Genomic DNA, 21,016 nt, shown 5'->3' with positions numbered 1-21,016 from the left:
CATGCTCTTCACTTCCTTCCTGGCCTCTCTGGACCAATTTAAAGGTTAATTTACATTTGAATAATTTTACCACATTTTCTGTTATTTTGTCAAATCATTATTATTAAATTGTTTTCTCTAACTAATACTCATTTTGTCTTTGCCTAACTAGGATTAATATCATCACTTTTCTTATCTGTATAGAGAAAACCTTTACCCTAACTTATCACCCTTCGTAACCTTTTGGTCCGGTTGAATTAACGCAACCCCATCTTTTGTATATACGCCTAACACTAGAACCTCGGAAATAAAATTAGCAATCTGTCTTGGCGGAAAATTTATCACTGCTAATACTTGTCTTCCAAGTAACTGCTCTTTATTGTACAACTCCGTTATTTGTGCACTAGATTTTTTTATACCTATGAACCCGCCAAAATCAATATATAGCTTATAGCTAGGGTTTCTCGCTTCCGGAAAGTCCTCTGCTTGGATAACTTCTCCCACACGAATATCTAAATCATTAAAATTTTCTATTGTCGCCATAAAGCAAACTCCTTTCAATTTATCTAATAAAATAATTATCTCCTAAGTTTAAATTAAAAAATGCTAATATCCAGAATGATATTAGCATTTTTTTAATTCTATTTACACATGTTTATAAAGTAATTATGCAAAGTTATATCATCTGTTAACTCAGGATGAAATGAAGTTACGAGCATATTTTTTTGCTTTGCCGCAACAACTTGACCATCTATTGATAAAAGTGTCTTCACGTCGTTACCCGTCTTCGTAATATAAGGTGCTCTAATAAATACTAATGGTATTTCTTTAGAATCAACGTCCTCTATTACTTTTTTTGTAATAAAACTATTTAGCTGAGCTCCATAAGCATTCCGTTTTACAGTAATGTCCATAGAACCGATATGAACAATGTTCTCACCTTCTACTTCTTTTGCTAATAAAATCATTCCTGCGCATGTACCCCAAACAGGAAGTCCTGATGCTATTGCATTTTTTAAAGGTGCTAACATATCCCTATCCCTAAGAATTTTTCCAATGGCGGTACTCTCCCCACCTGGAAGAATAAGTCCATCTATATCATTTATCTGTTCAATTTTTTTCACTTCAACTGCTTCGCAGCCCACTGCTTCAATATGCTTAATGTGTTCAATTACGCCGCCTTGTATTGATAGAACACCTATTTTCATGCTTACCAGCCTCTCTCTGCATACCTTTCATTTACTTCTTTAATTTCCAAACCACTCATTGGTTCTCCTAAGTCTTCAGAAATTTCTGCGATAACTTTTGGATCGTTATAGTAAGTTACTGCTTGTACAATCGCTTTCGCTCTTCTTTCTGGATCTCCGGACTTAAATATACCAGAACCAACAAAAACACCTTCTGCACCTAATTGCATCATTAATGCCGCATCTGCTGGTGTTGCTACCCCACCTGCTGCAAAGTTTACAACTGGTAACTTCCCTTCGTTCCAAACATACTCAATTAAATCAAAAGGAGCTGCCATATCTCTTGCAATTGTCATTAGTTCATCTTTTGGTGCATTTTTAACAAATCTAATGTCTTCCATAATCTGTCTCATATGTCTAACTGCTTCAACAACGTTACCAGTACCAGCCTCACCTTTTGTTCTTATCATGGCTGCACCTTCACCAATTCTTCTTAAAGCCTCTCCAAGATTTCTTGCTCCACATACGTAAGGCACTTTAAAATCTCTTTTATTTATATGAAAATCTTCGTCTGCTGGTGTTAATACTTCACTTTCATCTATATAGTCAACACCAATTGCCTCAAGAATTTGCGCTTCTACAAAATGACCAATTCTAACTTTTGCCATAACAGGTATAGAAACCGCCGCTTGTATTTCTTTAATCATTTTAGGGTCTGACATTCTAGCAACCCCACCATCTCTTCTTATATCAGATGGTACTCTTTCAAGTGCCATAACCGCACAAGCTCCAGCCTTTTCTGCAATGATTGCTTCTTCTGGATTTACGACATCCATAATTACCCCGCCCTTTAACATTTGTGCAAGGTTTTTGTTAACTGTGTATCTTTCCATTAATGTATCCTCCCTTAATGCTGTTTTTTATATTTTACCCTTATTTGATTTTATATGTAACACAAAAAGAGTGTAAATAAGGTTATTATAATACTAATGTCAGTATTCGTCAATATTCGTACTAATTCAAATAATCAAAAATATCAAACCACTTAATAATATATAGTGAAATATAATTTTCAGATTAATTTTTCCTCATTGATCGTTTGATCTAATAACCTCGCTGCTTCAAACACAACCTTATTACATTTGATTTCTGGGTTACGATATGCGATCTTTAATGGTCTACAATCAATTTCCCCCATTAATTCCGTATATGATTTTAAAAAGTTCCGAGATAAAGCTTTGATTTTTTTACTTTCATGGGCTACATCATCAACAACTAAATGACTTAATACCATAACCGACGCGGTTAACGCACCACAAACACTTTGAATTCCCATTCCACCCCCAAAACCTGCTGAAAGCTTCAGAGCCTCCTTTTCAAGTCCTAAGTTATATGATTTATTTGCCCCATATAAAATTTTTTCTGCACAATTAAAATCCTCATCTTCTCCATATCCTTGCTTTAGTAATTCATATAGCATTTTGTCATCCCCCTTTAGTGTCTAATAAGTTAGTGAAAATTACTCAATTTAAAAGGCTTTATGTTAATATTTTCATTAACTAAGCCTTCTTTATACAAAATATTTATTTAATTGTATTCCCTTTTATCTTTCGTGTAATTGTTTAATATTTTATCATAAAATTTCAAACTTTTCTGTTTATTAAAAATTAAATAACCAACAATATTATTTAGTTTGATAAATAACCTCATCACAAACAAAATATTTAATTTTATCTTTTTCTAAGTAGATTTGCACAGGCATACCTTTTTTTACATTTATAGGTGCAGGTATTTCATAGTTTTCTTTTTTATAATTACCAGAGTAAATCGATATAACTGTTTTATGAGAATGGTTTCGCCCGCCAAAATCTGATAAGTTTGCACCTAATATCAGTCCTTCTCCTAAGCTCATGGCGCTAGTCTGATGAATTGGGTAGTCTACTACTTTTGCAAATATTGGTTTTTCATTTGCTATAATGCTATCTTTGATATAATCCACTTCATCTTCGATTACAATCCGATCTCCTTTTAAATTAATCTTACTCCTATCTTGTAATAAATACCCTTTCTCATTTAAATCCTGTAACGATACCCCTAATGTTTTTTCGATGTTATCTGTTGTTTTTGTGTAAGGCTGTTTTAAAAATATATATTTCATTAAAACATCTATGTCTCTAACCTCTAAATCACTATATGTATTTTTTAACTCCATATTTAGTTTATCTGTTAACTTTTCTTCATTAACTTTTCCCAATAAGGTTTTACACTCAAGTGTCGTTGCTACATTTTGTTTTAAACTGTCTAAATCAATATCAACCTCATCTATCGTCTTATCCGTAACTGCAATTAAAAACAAATTGTAGTCATTAGGATATGATTTTACAACTATACCTAAGTGGTTTCCTTTATTATCTACTACATTAAAAGGCATTCTAATCCCCCTTTTCTCCTTTTTTTTATTAATGATGTGTGCTATACGATCTTTTAAAGTGGAACTTTCTATTACCCCCATCGTCTAATTATAATACAAGGAGGTAGATAGCATGATGAAAAAAAGATTACTTGTTCTAATTTTGGGTCTTTTCGTACTTTTCTTTATGGGTTGTCAAAAACCTATTACAGAAGATCCGGATATAACAGGAAAGATTTTTGAACAGGGTAGTAATACTATCCTAGTTGTATCCGATATTGACGACGTAAATGTATCTTATGAAACTTGGTTTAATGAAGGCAACAATGCCATCCAGTTTAGTGTAAATGATGATACAGTTATTATGAAGAATAATGCATCAGTGGATGCTAGTTATTTAGAAGTAGGCCAAACAGTTAAGGTCTGGTCCACGGGAGTGCTAGCTGAGTCTTATCCAATGCAGGGTACTGCTAGACAAATTATTATTTTAAAATAATTGAAATTGACAGTTAAATATTGATTCTATTTCATTTGTTTAACTGTCTCTATCCTTATATTCTCAGCTTTATTAATGGTAATTGCAAATGCCCCTCCTGCATCTTTACCTACAATTTTTAGCCAACTCTTACCTTCAACTACATCCAATTCTAATTTTCCTTTATCTGTGCCATCAAATAAGGTGATCACTTCATTTTCCGGTGTAACTAAAACACATCTGAAGCTACCTTTTTTTAAGTTAGACTCATATTCAAGAAACAATTTTCCTTCAGCTTCTGCATCCATTTCCCATAAAGTTTCTACACCATAAAATGTATCAAATGTCATTGCATAGTTTTCATCTTCATCTTGATAGCTTCTATTTGTAAATGTGTAATTATCTTTTTCCTGTAAAATATATTGATCATCATCGTAAGCTTTTCTTTGAGTAGTTGTTAAAGACATGCAGCCACTCAGTATAATTACTGACATAACAATTACTAACCATCTAACTTTATTTTTCAAATTAAATACCTCCTATAAATAAATATAAATACTGTAATATTATACCATTATCATACTATATATAGTACACTGTATTTAAATTTCTTTTTATATATATAACTTTTACATAAAATTTAAGGATAGTCTTAAATATGAATGGGTAAAAATAACATGAAGGAGGGATTTATTTTAATATGAAATGGTCATTAGAATCATTATACACATCTTTCGATTCAGAAGCTTTTAAACAGGATTTAGATTTAGTCTACAAACAACTAGACGAAATTAATCAGTGGATCAGTTCAAATTTATCAACCACAGATAATGCAGTAGAAAAGATTGAAGCCTATATCAATATGTTAAATGATTTTAGCACGAGATTTACCAAGGTTATGTCCTACGTTAGCCTTACTTCTAGCGTTGATGTAAGAAATGAAGAAGCACTTCAAATCATGGATCAGTTAGATGAAAAATATACAGAACTGACGAAGCCTATGGTTATCTTTCAAAAATGGTTAGCTTCTTTAAATAACATCGATGTACTCATTGATTCATCTGAAACAGCTAAGACCCATGCTTTTTTTCTGCAAGAAATGGTTCAAAAATCTCAGTACTTATTAAGTGAAGAACAAGAAATACTTATTTCAAAAATGTCTAATACAGGATCTAGTGCTTGGTCAAAGCTACAAGAAAAGCTATCATCCACGCTACTAGTCGAAATTGATAAAGAAGGTAAGGTTGAACAATTGCCTCTTCCTATTGTACGTAATATGGCATATGAAAAAGATGCTGACACAAGAAAAAAGGCTTATGATGCTGAATTAAAATCCTATAAAAAAATTGAGGAGTCCTCTGCCAGTGCACTGAACGGAATTAAAGGCGAAGTACTCACTGTTACAAAAATGAGAGGATTTCCGTCTCCTTTAGAGGAAACGATTATAGATTCACGAATGAATGAATCAACACTTAGGGCAATGCTTGAGGCTATTGAAGAAACACTTCCTGAATTCCAAAAATACTATAAAAAGAAAGGAGAGCTACTTGGACATAAAAATGGACTACCTTTTTACGATATTTTTGCACCTCTCGGTGAAGTGGATATGAAATTTACATATGAAGAAGCAAAGGATTATATCGTAAAACATTTTAGATCTTTTAGTGACCGATTAGCTGACTTTACGGAGAATGCCTTTGAAAAGCAGTGGATAGATGCCGAGCCTCGTGATGGCAAAAGAGGAGGGGCTTTTTGTTCAAACTTACATCCGATAAAAGAGAGTCGTATTCTTTCTAACTTTACTGGAAGTTTTAGCGATGTTACAACTTTAGCCCATGAGCTTGGTCATGCCTATCATGGTTTATGTCTTTCAGATAATACGATTATTAATAGTCATTATCCAATGCCTGTAGCAGAAACAGCTTCAATCTTCTGTGAGACAATTATAAAAGAAGCTGCTTTAAAAGACGCCACAGAGCAAGAAGCCTTTAGTTTATTGGAGAGTTCTATATCAGATGCTGGTCAGGTGATTGTAGACATCTATAGTCGTTTTATTTTTGAAAGCGAACTTTTTGAGAAACGTAAGGCCCATTCATTGTCTGTGAATGAATTAAAAGATATTATGTTAAAATCCCAAGAAAAAGCCTATGGTGATGGGTTGGACAAAAATTTCTTGCACCCTTATATGTGGATCAATAAACCTCATTATTATTATGCAGGATTAAATTTTTATAACTTCCCCTATGCTTTTGGTTTGCTTTTCGCAAAAGGCGTATATGCCAAGTACCTAGAACAGGGAGATGCTTTTGTTAAAGCATATGATCAGCTTCTTGCAGCTACTGGTACAAACGACATTAAAGCAGTTGCACAAATGGTAGATATTGATATTACTTCTAAGCATTTTTGGAAAACTTCTCTAGACCTTGTTGTTCGAGACATTCACAAATTTATGGAATTAAGTACGGCTTATTAGCTATAGTGTAATTGTCAATTTATCAAATCCAAATAAATAAAATATTTAATTTTAATGAAATATAACACCATTATGCATTCAACTAAAACAGGACCCTCTCGGGTCCAATTTTCTTTTATTTCATTATGCTAACTGTTCTATTTCTGTAGTTTTCCCATCCTCTAAGGTCATTGCATATTGATTTAACTTTTTCCATTCTTTATATAACCAAAAGCTTGTTATTGAAAATGCGATAAAGTCTGCAACTGGACCAGCCAATAAAACACCATTAAGATCAAAGAATAGTGGTAATATTAGCACTGCTGGAATTAAAAATAGTACCTGTCTTGATAAACTTAAAAAAGCCGCTTGTTTTGGTTTACCAATAGCTTGAAAGAAATTAGCACCGGTTACTTGGAACCCAACAACGGGTAATAACCCCATGAAGATTCTTAAGGATCTTGCTCCAAAAGTGATTAACTCCTCATTGTCCTTATTAAATAGGTATACTAGTTGTCTAGGAAATAACTGTATTCCAATAAACCCTAAAGTTGAAAAGATCGTTGCAACTAACAGACCCTTTTTTAGTGCATCTTTCACTCGGTCATATCTTCGGGCCCCATAATTATATCCAACAATAGGCTGTAACCCCTGAGTTACCCCAAATATGGGCATTAATATTAAACTCATAATACTCATAACAATCCCCATAGCCGAGAGTGCAATGTCATCACCATAAGCAACTAGACTTCTATTCATAATTAAGTTAAATACACTTGTTCCTAATTGTAGAATAAATGGCGCCCACCCCATCAGTAATATTTTACTCGTTGTATCAAGTCTTAGTTTTAAATTGTTAAGTCGTAACTTTAATATACTTCTACCACTGAAAAAGTAATGTAGCACCCATGCCGCTGACATTCCTTTTGCTATAACAGTAGCTATAGCTGCACCTCTAATTCCCCAATCAAAAACAATGATAAATAAATAATCTAGCACAATATTTGTAATTGCACCAATCATCATCGTCCACATCGCTATTCTTGGACTACCCTCTGCACGAATTGGATGATTCAAACCGATCCCAATAATAAAGAAAAAAGAACCCAGCAGTACAATTCCAGTATATTCTTTTGCATAAGGCATCACTGCATCACTTGCTCCAAAAATGCTTAAGAGGGGTTCAAGAAAAATTAGAGATCCCACTGTAATTATTATAGATATAACCGTTATTAAAGTAATTGCATTACCTAATATAGATTCAGCTTCTTCTTCTTTTTCTTGCCCTAATTTTATCGATATTAATGAACTTGAACCCACTCCTATTAATAAAGCACAGGCTAATAAAACAAGTAAAATTGGAAAAGCCACAGTAATCCCTGCAATTCCTAAGGCACCAACACGATTGCCTACAAAAATTCTATCTACTATATTATATAAAGCGTTTACTAACATCCCCACAATTGCGGGAATAGAAAACTTAATTAGCAATTTGGTTATATTTTCTTTACCTAATTCATTTGGCTGTCTCATCTAATCATCCTCTGTCTAAAAATATACCTTCCCTACTTCTAGTTTGTAGACTTATTTTGAATATGCTTTAGCAAAATTTTTAACGATTCATTATCGCAAACAAAATATCCTCATTTAATCGCTATATTATATAATATCACATTGTGACTTTTTAAAAAACTCATAAAAAACCAATAAAAAACCACGGCACTAGCCATAGTTTTTATTGGTTACTCTGTATCTAATGTATGAACAAACAATCCACTTCTAAGCTTTGGTTCAAACCAAGTTGACTTCGGTGGCATCACTTCACCTTGATCTGCTACAGTTAATAAATCATCTATTGTTGTTGGATATAGTGAAAAAGCTACAGTCATGTCTGTATGAACTCTTTTTTCTAATTCCTCTAGTCCTCTAATCCCACCAATGAAATCGATTCGTTTATCTGTACGGGGATCTTCAATCCCTAAAATTGGACTTAATATGTTATCTTGCAAAATTGATACATCTAACTTAGCGATTACATCTTTGTTTTTATATGTATCTTCCTTTGCAGTTAGCTTATACCACTGCTCGTTTAAATACATTCCATAGGTGTATCTACTTGTCGGTGTGAATTTCTCTTCTGACTTTTCAACCAAAAATTGCTTTTCTATTTCTTCTATTAATTCTTTTTCTGTTAAGCCATTTAAATCAGTCACTGCTCTATTGTAATCCATAATATATAGATCCTCATCTGGAAATATAACCGACATAAAGTAATTAAATGCTTCTTCTCCAGTAAAATCCGGATTTGCTTCCCGTCGTTTTAATCCAACCTTAACAGCTGATTCTGTTCGATGATGTCCATCTGATATATACAGCGCAGAAACCTTCTTAAATCTTTCTTTTATTTGCTCTATTACACTTTGATCTGTTAAGCACCAGAGTATATGTTTAATACCATCATCGGTTACTAAATCATATTCAGGCAAATGGTTTGTAGCCCATTGGTTTATCACATTTTTTATTACCGCATCAGACCGATAAGTTAAAAATATAGGCTCCGTATTTGCATCACAATAATCAAAATGATTAATGCGATCAATCTCTTTTTCTACCCTTGTGTACTCATGCTTCTTTATTTTTCCTTCTAAATAATCATCAATAGATGTACATGCTACAAGGCCCGTTTGTACTTTGCCATTCATTTCTTGCCTGTAAATATAAAAGTTTTGTTGAGGATCCCGTATTAGTATATCTTCTTTTTCAAACCTCTCTAAATTTTCCTTAGCCTTTTCATAAACCTCAGTACTGTATACATTGTCTATGCCTTCTAAATCTATTTCGGAACGAGTTACACGTAAAAAGCTGTATGGATTTCCCTCCGCCATTCTTTTCGCTTCTTCTTTATTCATAACATCATAAGGTAAGCTGACTACTTTCTCAACCAGCTCTTTTTTAGGTCTTAGTGCTTTAAAAGGTTTAACTGTAATCATTAGGCTCACTTCCTTTTGTTAAGAGAACTACCCCTCTATTGTTTTTGTTAATTTTGCTGCATTCTACTTTAAACCCCAGATTCTTATCTTATTAATTCAAACCCGAGATTCTTCACTGACGTTCAGAATGACAACTTTAAAACTTAAGATCCTTCACTATCGTTCATAAGCAGATGACCGAAGAGTAGTTTCGTGTCAGTCGCTTACACAGCGTGCAAGCAGATGACCGAAGAGGACTTTCGTATCAGTCGCTTGCACAGTAGGGAATGACAAACCTATTTCGCTGTCATCCTGAGCCTGCGAAGGATCTCGGTTTTGACTTTTAAAATTGTGTTGCATTCTAGTTAAAACCCGAGATTCTTCACTTCGTTCAGAATGACAACCATGAAACCGTCAGATGCGTTACTATCATTCAGCATGACAAACCCATTTCACGTCATCCTGAGCTTTGGGAAGGATCTCGGTCTTGACTTTTAAAATTGCTTCATTCTAGTTAAAACTCGAGATTCTTCACTTCGTTCAGAATGACAACCATGAAACCGTCAGATGCGTTACTACCATTCAGCATGACAAACCTATTTTGCCGTCATCCTGAGCCTGCGAAGGATCTCGGTTTTGAATTTTAAAATTGCTGCATTCTAGTTCAAACACGAGATTCTTCACTGACGTTCAGAATGACAACTTTAAAACTCAAGATTCTTAACTAGCGTTCATCGTATCAACCACTACGTCATCCTGATGTTTAGGATACTATTTAAGCTCTAACATCTCATCAATTATATTTAATAATTCCTTTATTTGTTCTACGGTTGTATCTGCCATATGGGCAATTCTAAAAGTCTTTTCCTTTAAATCACCATATCCATTAGAAATCATATAGCCTTTTTCGGCTAACTTTTTATTTAAATCAGCCACACTAATCCCTCTTGTATTTTTAATTGTCGTTAGTGTGTTTGAGCTATATGACGTATCACAAAATAAATCGAAGTTTTTCTTCGCCCATGCTCTTACAACCTCTGCCATTTGGATATGACGATTAAATCGCTCATCCAGTCCTTCTTCTAAAATTTTATCTAGCTGATAATCTAATGCAAACATATGGGATAAAGATGGTGTTGAAGGATACTGATAATCTTTTTTTTGTATATAGTTATACAACGCTAATAGGTCTAAATAAAATCCTCTATGCTTTACATTTTTTGCTGCCTCAATAGCTTTTTCTGAAATAGAACAAACTGCTAGTCCTGGAGGTAAGCCGAGTGCTTTTTGCGTTGAGGCAATACAAATATCTACACCTAAAGCATCCACATTAATTTTACTACCTGCTAAAGAACTAACTGCATCTAAACAAAAAACAACATCAGGATACTTCTTAATAACTTCGGCAATGGCTCCTACAGGGTTCATGATACCTGTAGAAGTTTCATTATGGGTAATTGTCACTAAATCATAATTTCCTGTTGCTAAAACTTCATCTACCATTTCTGGTGTAGTTGGCTCACCCATATCCGACTTAAACAAATCAGCGGATACATTGTTAGCAACTGCCATATCATACCATCTGTTTCCAAAAGCACCAACAGAAAATACTGCAGCTTTCTTTCTAGTGCAGGAGCGTATTGCCCCTTCCATCAATCCACTTCCAGATGAAGTTGAAAGTAAAATCTCATTTTTTGTGTACATTAACTGTCTTAATTTATCAGAAATACTTCTTTGTAATTTAGATGCATCCTTTGTTCTATGTCCAATCATAGGAGTTGCCATTTTTGATAGTACATCTTCTGCAACATCTACAGGTCCAGGTATAAATAATTTTTTATGCATTTTAATCCCCCTTTAATTATAAATTCAAACCCGAGCTTCTTACTTCGTTTATAATGATAATCTCAAAACCCGAGATTCTTCACTTCGTTCAGAATGACAACCATGAAACCCTCAGATGCGTCACTATCATTCAACATGACAGAGCAATTCCACTTCTGAACTTTGGGAAGGATCTCAGTTTTGCTGTCATCCTGAGCTTTGCGAAGGATCTCGGTTTTGCTGTCATCCTGAGTCCGGCGAAGGATCTCGGTTTTAACTTTTGAAATTGCTTCATTCTAGTTTAAACCCGAGATTCTTCACTTCGTTCAGAATGACAACCATGAAACCGTCAGATGCGTTACTTTCATTCAGCATGACAAACCCATTTCACGTCATCCTAAGCTTTGGGAAGGATATCGGTTTTAACTACAGAAATTGCTTCATTCTAGCCTAGACCCGAGATTCTTCACTTCGTTCAGAATGACAACTCCATAACCCGTGATTCATACCTGAGGTTTAGAATGAGATTTTATATTGATATTAGATACAAAAATCCAAAAATCTCAAGAGATTTCTGGATTTTGTTTTTAATCGTATCTATTTATTAAATCTAGCTTTTAATTTTTCACAAATCGCGTCTCCAACCTCTTGTGTAGATGCAGATCCTTTTAAATCACCTGTTAAAGTTTTTCCTTCTACTAAAACATCTGTAATTGCATTTACAATTTCCTCTGCTTGTGGGTCTTCTAACATATGATCTAGCATCATTTTCGCAGTCCATATCATAGCCATTGGATTAGCAAGGCCTTTTCCTACTATATCAGGTGCTGATCCATGAACCGGTTCGAACATGGATGGAAATTCTTTATCAATGTTTAGATTTCCACTAGCTGCAAATCCTAACCCACCTTGTAATGCCGCTCCTAAATCTGTAATAATATCTCCAAATAAGTTAGAAGCTACAACTACATCATAGTACTGAGGTTTTTGAATAAAGAACATTGAAATTGCATCAACATGAATTGTTTCTGTATCAATATCTTTATAATTATCAGCAATTTCATTAAATAACTTATCCCAAAATACCATACTGTAATTCAAGGCATTGGATTTTGTTGCACTAGATACCTTATTCATTTTATTTCGTTTTTGAGCAAGATCAAAGGCATATTTCATTATCTTTTCAGTGTTTTTTCTTGTAAATACAGAAGTTTGAATTGCAATTTCCTCTGGTCTATCTGGAAATCTAATTCCACCTACGCCAGAGTACTCTCCTTCTACATTTTCTCTCACCACAATAAAATCAATATCCTCCGGTTTTTTATCCTTCAAAGGACATGGTGCACCAGGTAGCAATTTAATAGGTCGTAAGTTAACACATTGATTAAACCCTTGACGAATTTTTAAAAGTAACCCGTGCAATGATATATGATCGGGAACTGTAGGATAACCTACTGCTCCAAGTAATATAGAATCAAACTTTTCTAATTTATCTAAACCATCATCGTCCATCATTTTGCCTGTTTTAAGATAGTACTCACATCCCCAAGGAAAATGCTCATAAGTAAATTTTATATCTCCTTTTAATTCTGCAAAGGTATTTAGTACTTTAATTCCCTCATCCATAACCTCTGTGCCAATACCATCTCCTGGTATGACAGCAATTTTATACTCCTTCATCCTATGTCCTCCCTTTTTATATTAAATCTTAACAAAAGCGACTTTTTCTACCCCGTCTATATTGTTAATAACTTGCTGTGCTTCTTTAGTGACATCAGTATCAACACTTAGTAACATTAGTGCCCTTCCACCTTTAGAGTTTCTACTAACCTGCATTGTTGCAATATTCGTTTTATGAACACCCAGTAATGTACCTACTTGACCAATAACTCCTGGTCTATCATTATTTTTAACAACAATCATATATTGTGTTGGAGTAAAGTCTAACTCGTAATCATTTATTTCAACAATTCTCTCTTGTCCTTTACCAGACACAGTTCCAGAAATGGTAAATACTTTTTCTTTTGAATGTACAACGACTTTAATTAAATTCAATAGGTTCCCTGCGTCTTGCCCTTTAGATTCAACGACTTCAATTCCTCTATTTTGAGCTGTAACACTAGCATTTACATAATTAACTTGCTCTCTTAAAATTGGTTCAAATAATCCCTTAAGAACAGATAATGTAATAACGGAAGTTTCATAATTTGTTACATTTCCACTGTAGTGTATTTCAACTTTATTAATAGAGTCTTTGCGTACTTGGTGGTAGAACTTACCTAAGGTTTCTCCTAGGAACAAATATGGTTTAATATTTTCTAAATCGTGATGTTTTAATGCAGGTAGGTTAACAGCATTCGGTACCATTTCACCTTTAAGTGCGTTCATAACTTCCTTTGCTACTGTTACCCCAACATTATCTTGTGCCTCATAAGTATCTGCCCCTAAATGTGGTGTTAAGATCACATTTTCAAAATCAACTAATGGAGAATCTGGATTTGGTTCTCCAACAAGAACATCAATTCCCGCACTTGCAACTATGCCTTTTTCTAAAGCCTTTGCTAAAGCATCTTCATCAATGATTCCACCTCTAGCACAATTAACTACTCTAACACCTTTTTTCGCCATTTCAAATTCTTTTTCACCAATCATTCCAAAAGTCTCATCTGTCTTAGGTGTGTGCACTGTTATAAAGTCTGATTCTTTCACTAATTCCTCTAATGTATCTCTTTTTTCTACCCCAAACCTTTTAAAACGCTCATCCGTAATATACGGGTCGTATGCAATTACTTTCATTCCAAAGGATTGTAGTCTAGTTGCTACTAATGAACCAATTCTTCCTAAACCTACAACTCCCACAGTCTTACCTAACAACTCAACCCCAGTAAATTTACTTCTATCCCACTCTCTATTTTTAAGCAAAGCATTCGCTTGTGGAATATTTCTTCCAGAAGCAAGTAATAAACCAATTGAATGTTCTGCTGCAGATACCGTATTTGCATCAGGCGTATTTACAACAATAACACCTCTTTTTGTTGCCCCATCCATTTGTATATTATCTACACCATTTCCTGCTCTACCAACTACCTTTAGATTTGTAGCATGCTCATAAAACTCTTCGTCTATTTTAGTCACACTACGCACTACAATAGCATCATAATTCTTTATAATATCTAGTAATTCTTCTCTTGGTAAGCTTAGTTTAACATCTACGTTCATACCAGCTTCCACCAATGTATCGATCCCTTTTTGTGCTATTTTTTCAGCTACTAATATTTTCATTTTTTAGTCCTCCCTTTTTTTGCATCATAAATGCTTCGAATAAATAAAAAACTCCCGTCCTAGCTAATAAGCCAAGGACGAGAGATATGCTCACGCGGTGCCACCCTGATTTGCTATTGTTACCAATAGCCTCATTGAAAATAACGGTTTCCTACCGGATAGGCTTTTATTCCCATCTGCTTCAGAGCGGATTCAACAGTGTTCAGTACCAATTTCCACCAACCATTGGCTCTCTATAACTGTAAGCTGTTTACTTTTCTCTTTCATAGCATTTAGATTTTTAATTTTCTAAAAAATATAAATGTTTTTAATATTAATGTATATCCTACTACGAGATTATTTTTTTGTCAATCATAAATTAAATAATTCTGAAAACTTTTTTAAATTTTGCTGAAATTTCTTTAATCTTGTAGAAATTTCAGCGTTGCTTAAAGTATTTCTAGATTAAAATATTATACCGAATACACCAGAATTAGCAATTAGTTATAATAATATGTTTAGAAATAGCATTTATGCTACTTACTTTTTCTTTCTACATATCCTATCTAACTTTAGCAATATAACTATTGTTAAGACTTTTCTAAGTCGGTCTCATACTGTACATACAATCTTCTACTAAATCTTTTTAAAATTACGATCAAATCCTTTCCCATCACCCACATAAATATCCCGTTACATAGTGCATGGATCACATCAAAGGAAAGACTACTTAAATTAATTGCAATAAATGTATCTAAGTTTAATGGATAAACAAAAGCCAACCAATTCCAAAGATTCATAATCCAACCATAAAAAAAACCCCAACCAATAGCTACTATTACTAATATCATGTAAACTTGTTTCGTTTTAATTAATCTAATCAATCCTCCTGTTAATCCTACACATCCCCATGCAATCATTTGCCATGGTGTCCAAGGTCCATGACCTAAAAATATATTTGAGGAAAAGGCAGCTAAAGATCCTACCATAAAGCCTGCTTGACTACCAAAAACATAGCCTGTAATTAGTACAATAAATGATGTGGGTTGTGCTGCTGGGATAACTGCAAAAGGAATACGACTAATTGCAGCAAACCCTGCCATTGTAGCAATTAATGCCAATTCTTTTGATGATCCTCTCTTTTTTTCATAATATATATAAAAAGAGAGGATTACAAAAATAACCATCACTAAACTAATAGTTGACCAATAGTTGTTGATCATAAAATTCCTCTTTCCTAGCACCTAAAACTCTACTCACTTATTGATTTGTATTATTTAATTTTAATACCAAATCAAGTTGCCTAATTTAAAGTAGAGAAGGTATATATTTTGTATTAATTCCTTTAATTTAATTATGCAATTTCCTCATCTTAATAAGCTGTGTAAAAATTTCTTCCCTTCTTCTAACCTAAGTGCCTGCTGGCTATAATCCCTAAACAACCGATTTACCTGAGAAGTATAATACAGAGATTTAGTTAAAATATTGTCTGGGGTATCATCTGCTATTATTTCACCGTTTGACATCATAATCACACGATCAGCTATTTCCGTTGCAAACTCAATGTCATGGGTAATTAAAAATACACTTTTACCTTGCTGTTTGTATGCTACTAAAGATTCTCCTAACTGCTTTTTTAATAACGGATCTAATCCTCTTGTAGGTTCATCCAATAATATTATTTCAGGGTTTGTCACAAGGACAGATGCAAGGGCTACCCGCTGTCTTTCACCACCGGATAGATCTCTTGGAAAACAGTCTTTCGATTTTAGAAGATCTAGTGTCTTTAATACACCTTCTATTTTTACTCTTCGATTGGGTAGTTTTTTGTCTAAAGTAAATCCCACTTCATCGTATACTGTTTCATTAAATAAATAATCATTAGGATTCTGAGAAAGAAAACCAATAAGCTTACTCCTATTTTGAATGTTTTGTTCTAATAAATTGACATTCTGGGACATAATTTTCCCTTTTTGTGGCATCAGTACGCCAATTATGTTTTTGAAAAGTGTGGACTTGCCTGCACCGTTTTCTCCAACTAACACGGTAATTTGTGTTTTAGACAAATTTAAATTAATGTTCTTCAAACTATCTTTTCTATTTGGATAATGAAAACTTAAATTATTTATTTCTAATATACGTTGTTTATAATTTTTTTCTCTGTGAAATATGTGGGCTTCTTTTTTAACTGTTTTTTTTGACAATATCTCTCTAGCTTTACTTACTGTTGAAGGTACTTCATCTAAGTCAACAGCTTTAAATATTTGAGTAATTGGAGGTAAAAAAGCAGTAGATTCACCTAAATCTTTATAAACGAGATGATCCATTTTTCCAAAGTATTTAACCTTACTTTTATCCATAAGTAGTACTTGATCTGCTAGATGAAAACATCGATCAATTCTCTGTTCAATCAAAACAACAGTAATTCCCCATTCCTTATTTAACCGATATATAAAACTCATAATTTCATCCGCCATTAGTGGATCTAACTGTGAGGTCGGTTCATCTAATAAGAGTACCTTTGGCTGCATAGCTAATAATGCGGCAATAACAAGTTTTTGTTTCTCTCCACCGGATAAATTAAAAACATTTTCATGTCTAAGCTTTGTTAAGTTCAATAGAGTAAGCACTTCAGTAATTCGCCGTTTCATCTCACTTTTTTCAATGCCTAAATTTTCTAACCCAAAGGCAATCTCTTGCTCCACTGTTGTCATAACAATTTGTTGTTCAGGATCTTGAAAGACATATGCAATTTTAGCTGCGATTTCTTTCTTATCCCAATCACTTAAATTTTTATGATCATATTTAATCTTTCCTTTAATCCTTCCACCATAATAATCAGGAAGAAGATTTGCCAAAGCTAATAAAAGTGTAGACTTTCCACTTCCAGAGCTCCCCATAACAAGGGTAAAGGATCCTTCTCCTATATTAAGGTTTACATGATCCAAAGCCGGATTATTTTCATCGGGGTACATGTATGTTAAATTTTCTACTGAGAATCCTCCGATTTTGAACACCTCCAGCCTAATAATTGAGGAAATAGTAAAAGCAAAACCAACCCAAATAAAATCTTTATCTCTGATGGACTATTAATTAATACTGTTGTTCTAGGATAAATTTGAAAAGATAGGGTTTGGGTAACCACAAGGTAGAGCATAAACAGAACAGTTGCAAAAGTTGTTGATAAAATAATCCAATCCTTAGAATACAGTTTCATATTATGATAACAACTACGTTTTCCGATTCCATATGCTCGTCCTTGAATACTTTGTCCAATATTAAAACTATCTTCTAATGCAGAATATAATAGTATTTTTATTAAAGCTATCCGTTGTACTATTTTTTTAAGAAGGCTTCCTTCATTATAATCAACCCCTCTTACTTGCTGTATCTCTTTTATTCTTTGTAGTCGTGCTTTAAGTGATGGTAACGTTTTTGTTGTCAATGAAATCAATAATGAAGAATTAGGCATAACCCTTGCCCATAAGCTTAGTGCTTTGTCTGGATTGACTGTTATATTATAAAGCATAAAAAGGCCGTAAATAATTAAAAGCCTTAATCCTACTATCAAACTAAATATAATATTTTCTAATGATACAATTACGATTCCCAATACAGGAATAGATGGACTAATATATAATCGTGTTCCACCTAAATCATTAAAAACAACATTAACAACAGTAGTTATAAAAAACATAATAAATATAAACTTAGCACTACTTAGCCAAATCTTTGTTGATTTAATATTATAAAAATTAATTGCTATAACTCCTAGTAAAATCAGTAATTGGAAAGGATGCTGAAATACTAAAGCGCCAATTAACATCGTTAAATAATAGATCGTTAATGTTAAAGGATGTAATCCTTGAAAAAAATTATTTTTTTCTTTGCAATAATACATTATTTTCTCTCTCCATTTATATAAGGTAGCCTTACAACCTCATCATCCTTTATTAAGACACTAGTACTCAAACTCAAAGGATCTTGTTCTTCAATCATTTTCACCGCGTTAGAAAGATTTATTGAATCAGAAGCAGTCACTAACCAAAGGGGGAAATCATCCCCGGTTCCAGTTCCAATTGCTGTAATTAAAGCAAAGTTCTCGTACATTATTTTTCCTTTGTTTCCTGAAGGACTTAAAGAGTAGAGTCCTTGATTATTTATTTCAACAAACCATCCAACTCTATGCCAATTTTTTTGTATTCCTTCCCAGAATTCATCTCCACTTAGTTGATCCCAAGTTGCAAGAACAATAGTTGGATTGGTCCTTTGCTCTATTTTCATTTTATTATAGATGTCTGTGATAACACTGATGTCTTTGTCCTTCAACATTGTAGACAAATCTAAAGCATCTTTTTCTTCATGATCCCCATATAAAATCAACGTTTCAACTTTATTGTTACGATAACTACTAACAAAAGGTTGAGGGTATTGACCAATCACTGAAGAAACTGCGGCTGCATCTTTCCAAGGGCGGTAATCCCACCATATATCATCCCCTGACTTAAGAAAATAACTACCAGCACCTATATTTGACATCCCACCATTTACATAAAAAAACCAGTCATATCCCCTTGGATTTTTTAAATCTTTTGCTGTATCATTGATATCAATAATAAAGGCTCCGCCATAACCTGTTTCTATATTAAGATGATCATCAATAACATCTAAAACCGTTTGGTTTCTTCCCATTAATGGAACCTTCTCAGAAAAAACCACTTCTTCACCGTAGTTTTTTGTAACATGCACTCTTATTTCTCCATTTTGAGGTTCAACATTTTTAGAACAACCGACAACTAAAACAAGTAGTAATAAAGCTCCTATTAAAAACTGGTTATTTTTCATTTTCATGCACTCACACACCTTATTCGATTACAAGCGGAATAGCTTTTGTTCTTACAATACTAGGGTAACGATCAGCATTATCTTTACTGACATTTATATAATATGTCCCAGCGACTGTAGTACCTGACAGCTTCACCATGCCTTCACCATCTGTATAATATTTTTCACCGTTAAATACAACTTGCGCATTTTCTATATTTATTTCTTTTTCGATCTCATTTTCCCAATCAAAATAAGTTGATTTAACATGTAATGCAATCTCTTGACCTTTAGCCAAGTCTGAGATTATCTCCACTTCTGGTATTAGGGTATCTGGAGGAAATTGGCCATAGTAAAAAACTAATACATCTTGATTATTAACAATATAGCTATCTACACCAACCGAGGCTAACTCCCCATTCACCTTATATACCCAAGCATCACTAACACCATTAATTTCTTGTATATATGTACCCCACTCAGATTCAGCTAACTCATACGGTATTTCAGCACGCTCAAGAACATCAACAACAACTGCCAACGCCGTAATGTCTTCTTCGTCCCAAAGATTTATGCTGCTTTTTTCAAAAACTGTTTCTTGAGGCCCCTCTATTCTTATTGTTACATAAGCTTGATCTGTATTTTCTACTCCACCATAAGGCTTAATTCTATCCCATAATGTTATTCCTGTTTTTACTTCCCCTAGGGCAAGTAGTGCTTGGTTCGTTGCCATTATATTTGGCTCTAATGGATCTTTCAAAAAGGATATTGCACCTTCTTCCGTTTGATAATTAATAAGGGCATCAACAATGCTCCCTTTTTCCTTAACCCATGCTTCACCATATACATCTTCATCCACTGCAATTAAAGCAGATAAAACAACAGCTGTACTATTGGCGTTTTCACTGCCCCAGGATGAAAAACCTCCGTCTTCTAGCTGATTGACTTTTAAGAAATCTATTGCCTTATTAATCCTTTCTTCGATCACACTGTCGTGGCTATAAGGTGCAAAGGCTATCAAAGCCATAGCAGTCATATCTATATCGCCACTATTTCCAGAAAAGGCAAATCCACCGTCATCTAATTGTTGAGAAATTAAATATTGTAGGGCTATTTCTTTATTATAATTTGCCTGAGCAGTATCTAGGGCAATCATTGACCACATGTGGCTATTGATATCTCCAAAACTACCCTCATCATCCTGTAAATCACTTAGTGAATCAACTAAATTAATGCCTCCTATGTTGTAAGGATTTTGACTTAAGGCTAATTTAGCAAGGATATAGCCGGCATGTTCCGCAGCATTCATTTGATTACTAATATCCCACTTTGGTAATGTCCATTGATCTTGTGTTATGTCCTCTTTAACACTTGCTAATGCGACAACATCCCACCAGGATTCTAATTCATTTCTGTTTTCTTTATAATAGCTTAAAATCTCATCAATTTTATCCTCTAATAATTCCTGCTCTGAAAGTGATGCTTTATTACCTGAAGTACCCCCAGTACATCCAGTGATAAGCACACTAACTAGTATAATAACACTTAGCGTTAGTACCCAATTCTTTCTTCTTATTAAGTCTGAAATTCTAATCATTTATTTACCTCCAAAATAATATTCAATAAAAAAAGACC

The 21,016-nt window shown here is 33.7% G+C and carries 18 protein-coding genes and 1 other annotated feature; of the genes, 2 read left to right on the top strand and 16 right to left on the bottom strand.

What is annotated here, in order from left to right:
- Positions 1-192 precede the first annotated feature (192 nt).
- From RH915_RS07425 to RH915_RS07405, 5 genes are all read right to left on the bottom strand, one after another.
- Positions 193-522 carry a tRNA-binding protein gene (locus tag RH915_RS07425; RefSeq protein WP_310478996.1) on the bottom strand — a complete coding sequence of 110 codons (330 nt, stop codon included), beginning with the start codon at positions 520-522 and terminating at the stop codon, positions 193-195.
- 98 nt (positions 523-620) lie between these two features.
- A complete protein-coding gene (pdxT, locus tag RH915_RS07420) occupies positions 621-1,187 on the bottom strand; it encodes a pyridoxal 5'-phosphate synthase glutaminase subunit PdxT (RefSeq protein WP_310478995.1) in 567 nt (188 codons plus the stop codon).
- Positions 1,188-1,189: 2 nt separating this feature from the next.
- Positions 1,190-2,059, bottom strand: coding sequence for a pyridoxal 5'-phosphate synthase lyase subunit PdxS (gene pdxS / locus RH915_RS07415; RefSeq protein ID WP_310478994.1), 870 nt, complete (start codon positions 2,057-2,059; stop codon positions 1,190-1,192).
- Positions 2,060-2,238: 179 nt separating this feature from the next.
- The gene (locus RH915_RS07410; protein WP_310478993.1) at positions 2,239-2,646 is read right to left on the bottom strand and encodes a C-GCAxxG-C-C family (seleno)protein; all 408 of its coding nucleotides are present in this window, start codon (positions 2,644-2,646) and stop codon (positions 2,239-2,241) included.
- Positions 2,647-2,850: 204 nt separating this feature from the next.
- On the bottom strand, positions 2,851-3,597 hold the full coding sequence (locus RH915_RS07405) for a hypothetical protein (RefSeq protein ID WP_310478992.1): 747 nt from the start codon (positions 3,595-3,597) through the stop codon (positions 2,851-2,853).
- A 112-nt stretch (positions 3,598-3,709) separates the two neighbouring features.
- On the opposite strand from RH915_RS07405, the gene RH915_RS07400 reads away from it, so the two are divergent.
- On the top strand, positions 3,710-4,072 hold the full coding sequence (locus tag RH915_RS07400) for a DUF3221 domain-containing protein (RefSeq protein WP_310478991.1): 363 nt from the start codon (positions 3,710-3,712) through the stop codon (positions 4,070-4,072).
- Positions 4,073-4,098: 26 nt separating this feature from the next.
- On the opposite strand, the gene RH915_RS07395 is transcribed toward RH915_RS07400, so the two are convergent.
- Positions 4,099-4,578, bottom strand: a complete 480-nt coding sequence (locus RH915_RS07395) for a hypothetical protein (RefSeq protein WP_310478990.1) — start codon at positions 4,576-4,578, stop codon at positions 4,099-4,101.
- Between the two features lie 173 nt (positions 4,579-4,751).
- Here RH915_RS07395 and RH915_RS07390 point away from each other — a divergent pair, with 173 nt between their 5' ends.
- Entirely contained in the window at positions 4,752-6,524 is a 1,773-nt protein-coding gene (locus RH915_RS07390; RefSeq protein ID WP_310478989.1) for a M3 family oligoendopeptidase, read from the top strand.
- Positions 6,525-6,647: 123 nt separating this feature from the next.
- Here RH915_RS07390 and RH915_RS07385 read toward each other — a convergent pair whose 3' ends face one another.
- The 10 genes from RH915_RS07385 to RH915_RS07340 form a co-directional block, all read right to left on the bottom strand.
- On the bottom strand, positions 6,648-8,036 hold the full coding sequence (locus RH915_RS07385) for an MATE family efflux transporter (protein WP_310478988.1): 1,389 nt from the start codon (positions 8,034-8,036) through the stop codon (positions 6,648-6,650).
- A 209-nt stretch (positions 8,037-8,245) separates the two neighbouring features.
- Complete coding sequence (locus RH915_RS07380) at positions 8,246-9,493, bottom strand: DUF1015 domain-containing protein (protein WP_310478987.1); 1,248 nt, start codon at positions 9,491-9,493, stop codon at positions 8,246-8,248.
- Between the two features lie 750 nt (positions 9,494-10,243).
- Positions 10,244-11,317, bottom strand: coding sequence for a pyridoxal-phosphate-dependent aminotransferase family protein (locus RH915_RS07375; protein ID WP_310478985.1), 1,074 nt, complete (start codon positions 11,315-11,317; stop codon positions 10,244-10,246).
- 576 nt (positions 11,318-11,893) lie between these two features.
- On the bottom strand, positions 11,894-12,976 hold the full coding sequence (locus tag RH915_RS07370) for a tartrate dehydrogenase (RefSeq protein WP_310478984.1): 1,083 nt from the start codon (positions 12,974-12,976) through the stop codon (positions 11,894-11,896).
- Between the two features lie 21 nt (positions 12,977-12,997).
- On the bottom strand, positions 12,998-14,578 hold the full coding sequence (serA, locus tag RH915_RS07365) for a phosphoglycerate dehydrogenase (protein WP_310478982.1): 1,581 nt from the start codon (positions 14,576-14,578) through the stop codon (positions 12,998-13,000).
- 70 nt (positions 14,579-14,648) lie between these two features.
- Positions 14,649-14,854, bottom strand: a binding site (T-box leader).
- Between the two features lie 293 nt (positions 14,855-15,147).
- Complete coding sequence (locus RH915_RS07360) at positions 15,148-15,780, bottom strand: ECF transporter S component (RefSeq protein WP_310478981.1); 633 nt, start codon at positions 15,778-15,780, stop codon at positions 15,148-15,150.
- 144 nt (positions 15,781-15,924) lie between these two features.
- The gene (locus RH915_RS07355) at positions 15,925-17,574 is read right to left on the bottom strand and encodes an ABC transporter ATP-binding protein (protein ID WP_310478980.1); all 1,650 of its coding nucleotides are present in this window, start codon (positions 17,572-17,574) and stop codon (positions 15,925-15,927) included.
- Positions 17,547-18,458 carry an energy-coupling factor transporter transmembrane component T gene (locus RH915_RS07350; RefSeq protein ID WP_310478979.1) on the bottom strand — a complete coding sequence of 304 codons (912 nt, stop codon included), beginning with the start codon at positions 18,456-18,458 and terminating at the stop codon, positions 17,547-17,549. Before RH915_RS07350 ends, RH915_RS07355 begins: the two co-directional genes overlap by 28 nt.
- Positions 18,458-19,408 (bottom strand): DUF4430 domain-containing protein, encoded by a 951-nt coding sequence (locus tag RH915_RS07345; protein ID WP_310478978.1) that lies wholly within the window; start codon positions 19,406-19,408, stop codon positions 18,458-18,460. Before RH915_RS07345 ends, RH915_RS07350 begins: the two co-directional genes overlap by 1 nt.
- A gap of 13 nt (positions 19,409-19,421) precedes the next feature.
- Complete coding sequence (locus RH915_RS07340) at positions 19,422-20,978, bottom strand: DUF4430 domain-containing protein (protein ID WP_310478976.1); 1,557 nt, start codon at positions 20,976-20,978, stop codon at positions 19,422-19,424.
- Positions 20,979-21,016: the final 38 nt, after the last annotated feature.

Source organism: Serpentinicella sp. ANB-PHB4 (genome assembly GCF_031432315.1).
Taxonomy (GTDB): domain Bacteria; phylum Bacillota; class Clostridia; order Peptostreptococcales; family Natronincolaceae; genus Serpentinicella.
This window is presented reverse-complemented; position numbering and strand designations above follow the sequence as displayed.

Coding starts and splice junctions, on each gene's coding strand:
- RH915_RS07425 (WP_310478996.1), bottom strand. CDS start 522: ATGGCGACAATAGAAAATTTTAATGATTTAGATATTCGTGTGGGAGAA.
- pdxT (WP_310478995.1), bottom strand. CDS start 1,187: ATGAAAATAGGTGTTCTATCAATACAAGGCGGCGTAATTGAACACATT.
- pdxS (WP_310478994.1), bottom strand. CDS start 2,059: ATGGAAAGATACACAGTTAACAAAAACCTTGCACAAATGTTAAAGGGC.
- RH915_RS07410 (WP_310478993.1), bottom strand. CDS start 2,646: ATGCTATATGAATTACTAAAGCAAGGATATGGAGAAGATGAGGATTTT.
- RH915_RS07405 (WP_310478992.1), bottom strand. CDS start 3,597: ATGCCTTTTAATGTAGTAGATAATAAAGGAAACCACTTAGGTATAGTT.
- RH915_RS07400 (WP_310478991.1), top strand. CDS start 3,710: ATGATGAAAAAAAGATTACTTGTTCTAATTTTGGGTCTTTTCGTACTT.
- RH915_RS07390 (WP_310478989.1), top strand. CDS start 4,752: ATGAAATGGTCATTAGAATCATTATACACATCTTTCGATTCAGAAGCT.
- RH915_RS07385 (WP_310478988.1), bottom strand. CDS start 8,036: ATGAGACAGCCAAATGAATTAGGTAAAGAAAATATAACCAAATTGCTA.
- RH915_RS07380 (WP_310478987.1), bottom strand. CDS start 9,493: ATGATTACAGTTAAACCTTTTAAAGCACTAAGACCTAAAAAAGAGCTG.
- RH915_RS07375 (WP_310478985.1), bottom strand. CDS start 11,317: ATGCATAAAAAATTATTTATACCTGGACCTGTAGATGTTGCAGAAGAT.
- RH915_RS07370 (WP_310478984.1), bottom strand. CDS start 12,976: ATGAAGGAGTATAAAATTGCTGTCATACCAGGAGATGGTATTGGCACA.
- serA (WP_310478982.1), bottom strand. CDS start 14,578: ATGAAAATATTAGTAGCTGAAAAAATAGCACAAAAAGGGATCGATACA.
- RH915_RS07360 (WP_310478981.1), bottom strand. CDS start 15,780: ATGATCAACAACTATTGGTCAACTATTAGTTTAGTGATGGTTATTTTT.
- RH915_RS07350 (WP_310478979.1), bottom strand. CDS start 18,458: ATGTATTATTGCAAAGAAAAAAATAATTTTTTTCAAGGATTACATCCT.
- RH915_RS07345 (WP_310478978.1), bottom strand. CDS start 19,408: ATGAAAATGAAAAATAACCAGTTTTTAATAGGAGCTTTATTACTACTT.
- RH915_RS07340 (WP_310478976.1), bottom strand. CDS start 20,978: ATGATTAGAATTTCAGACTTAATAAGAAGAAAGAATTGGGTACTAACG.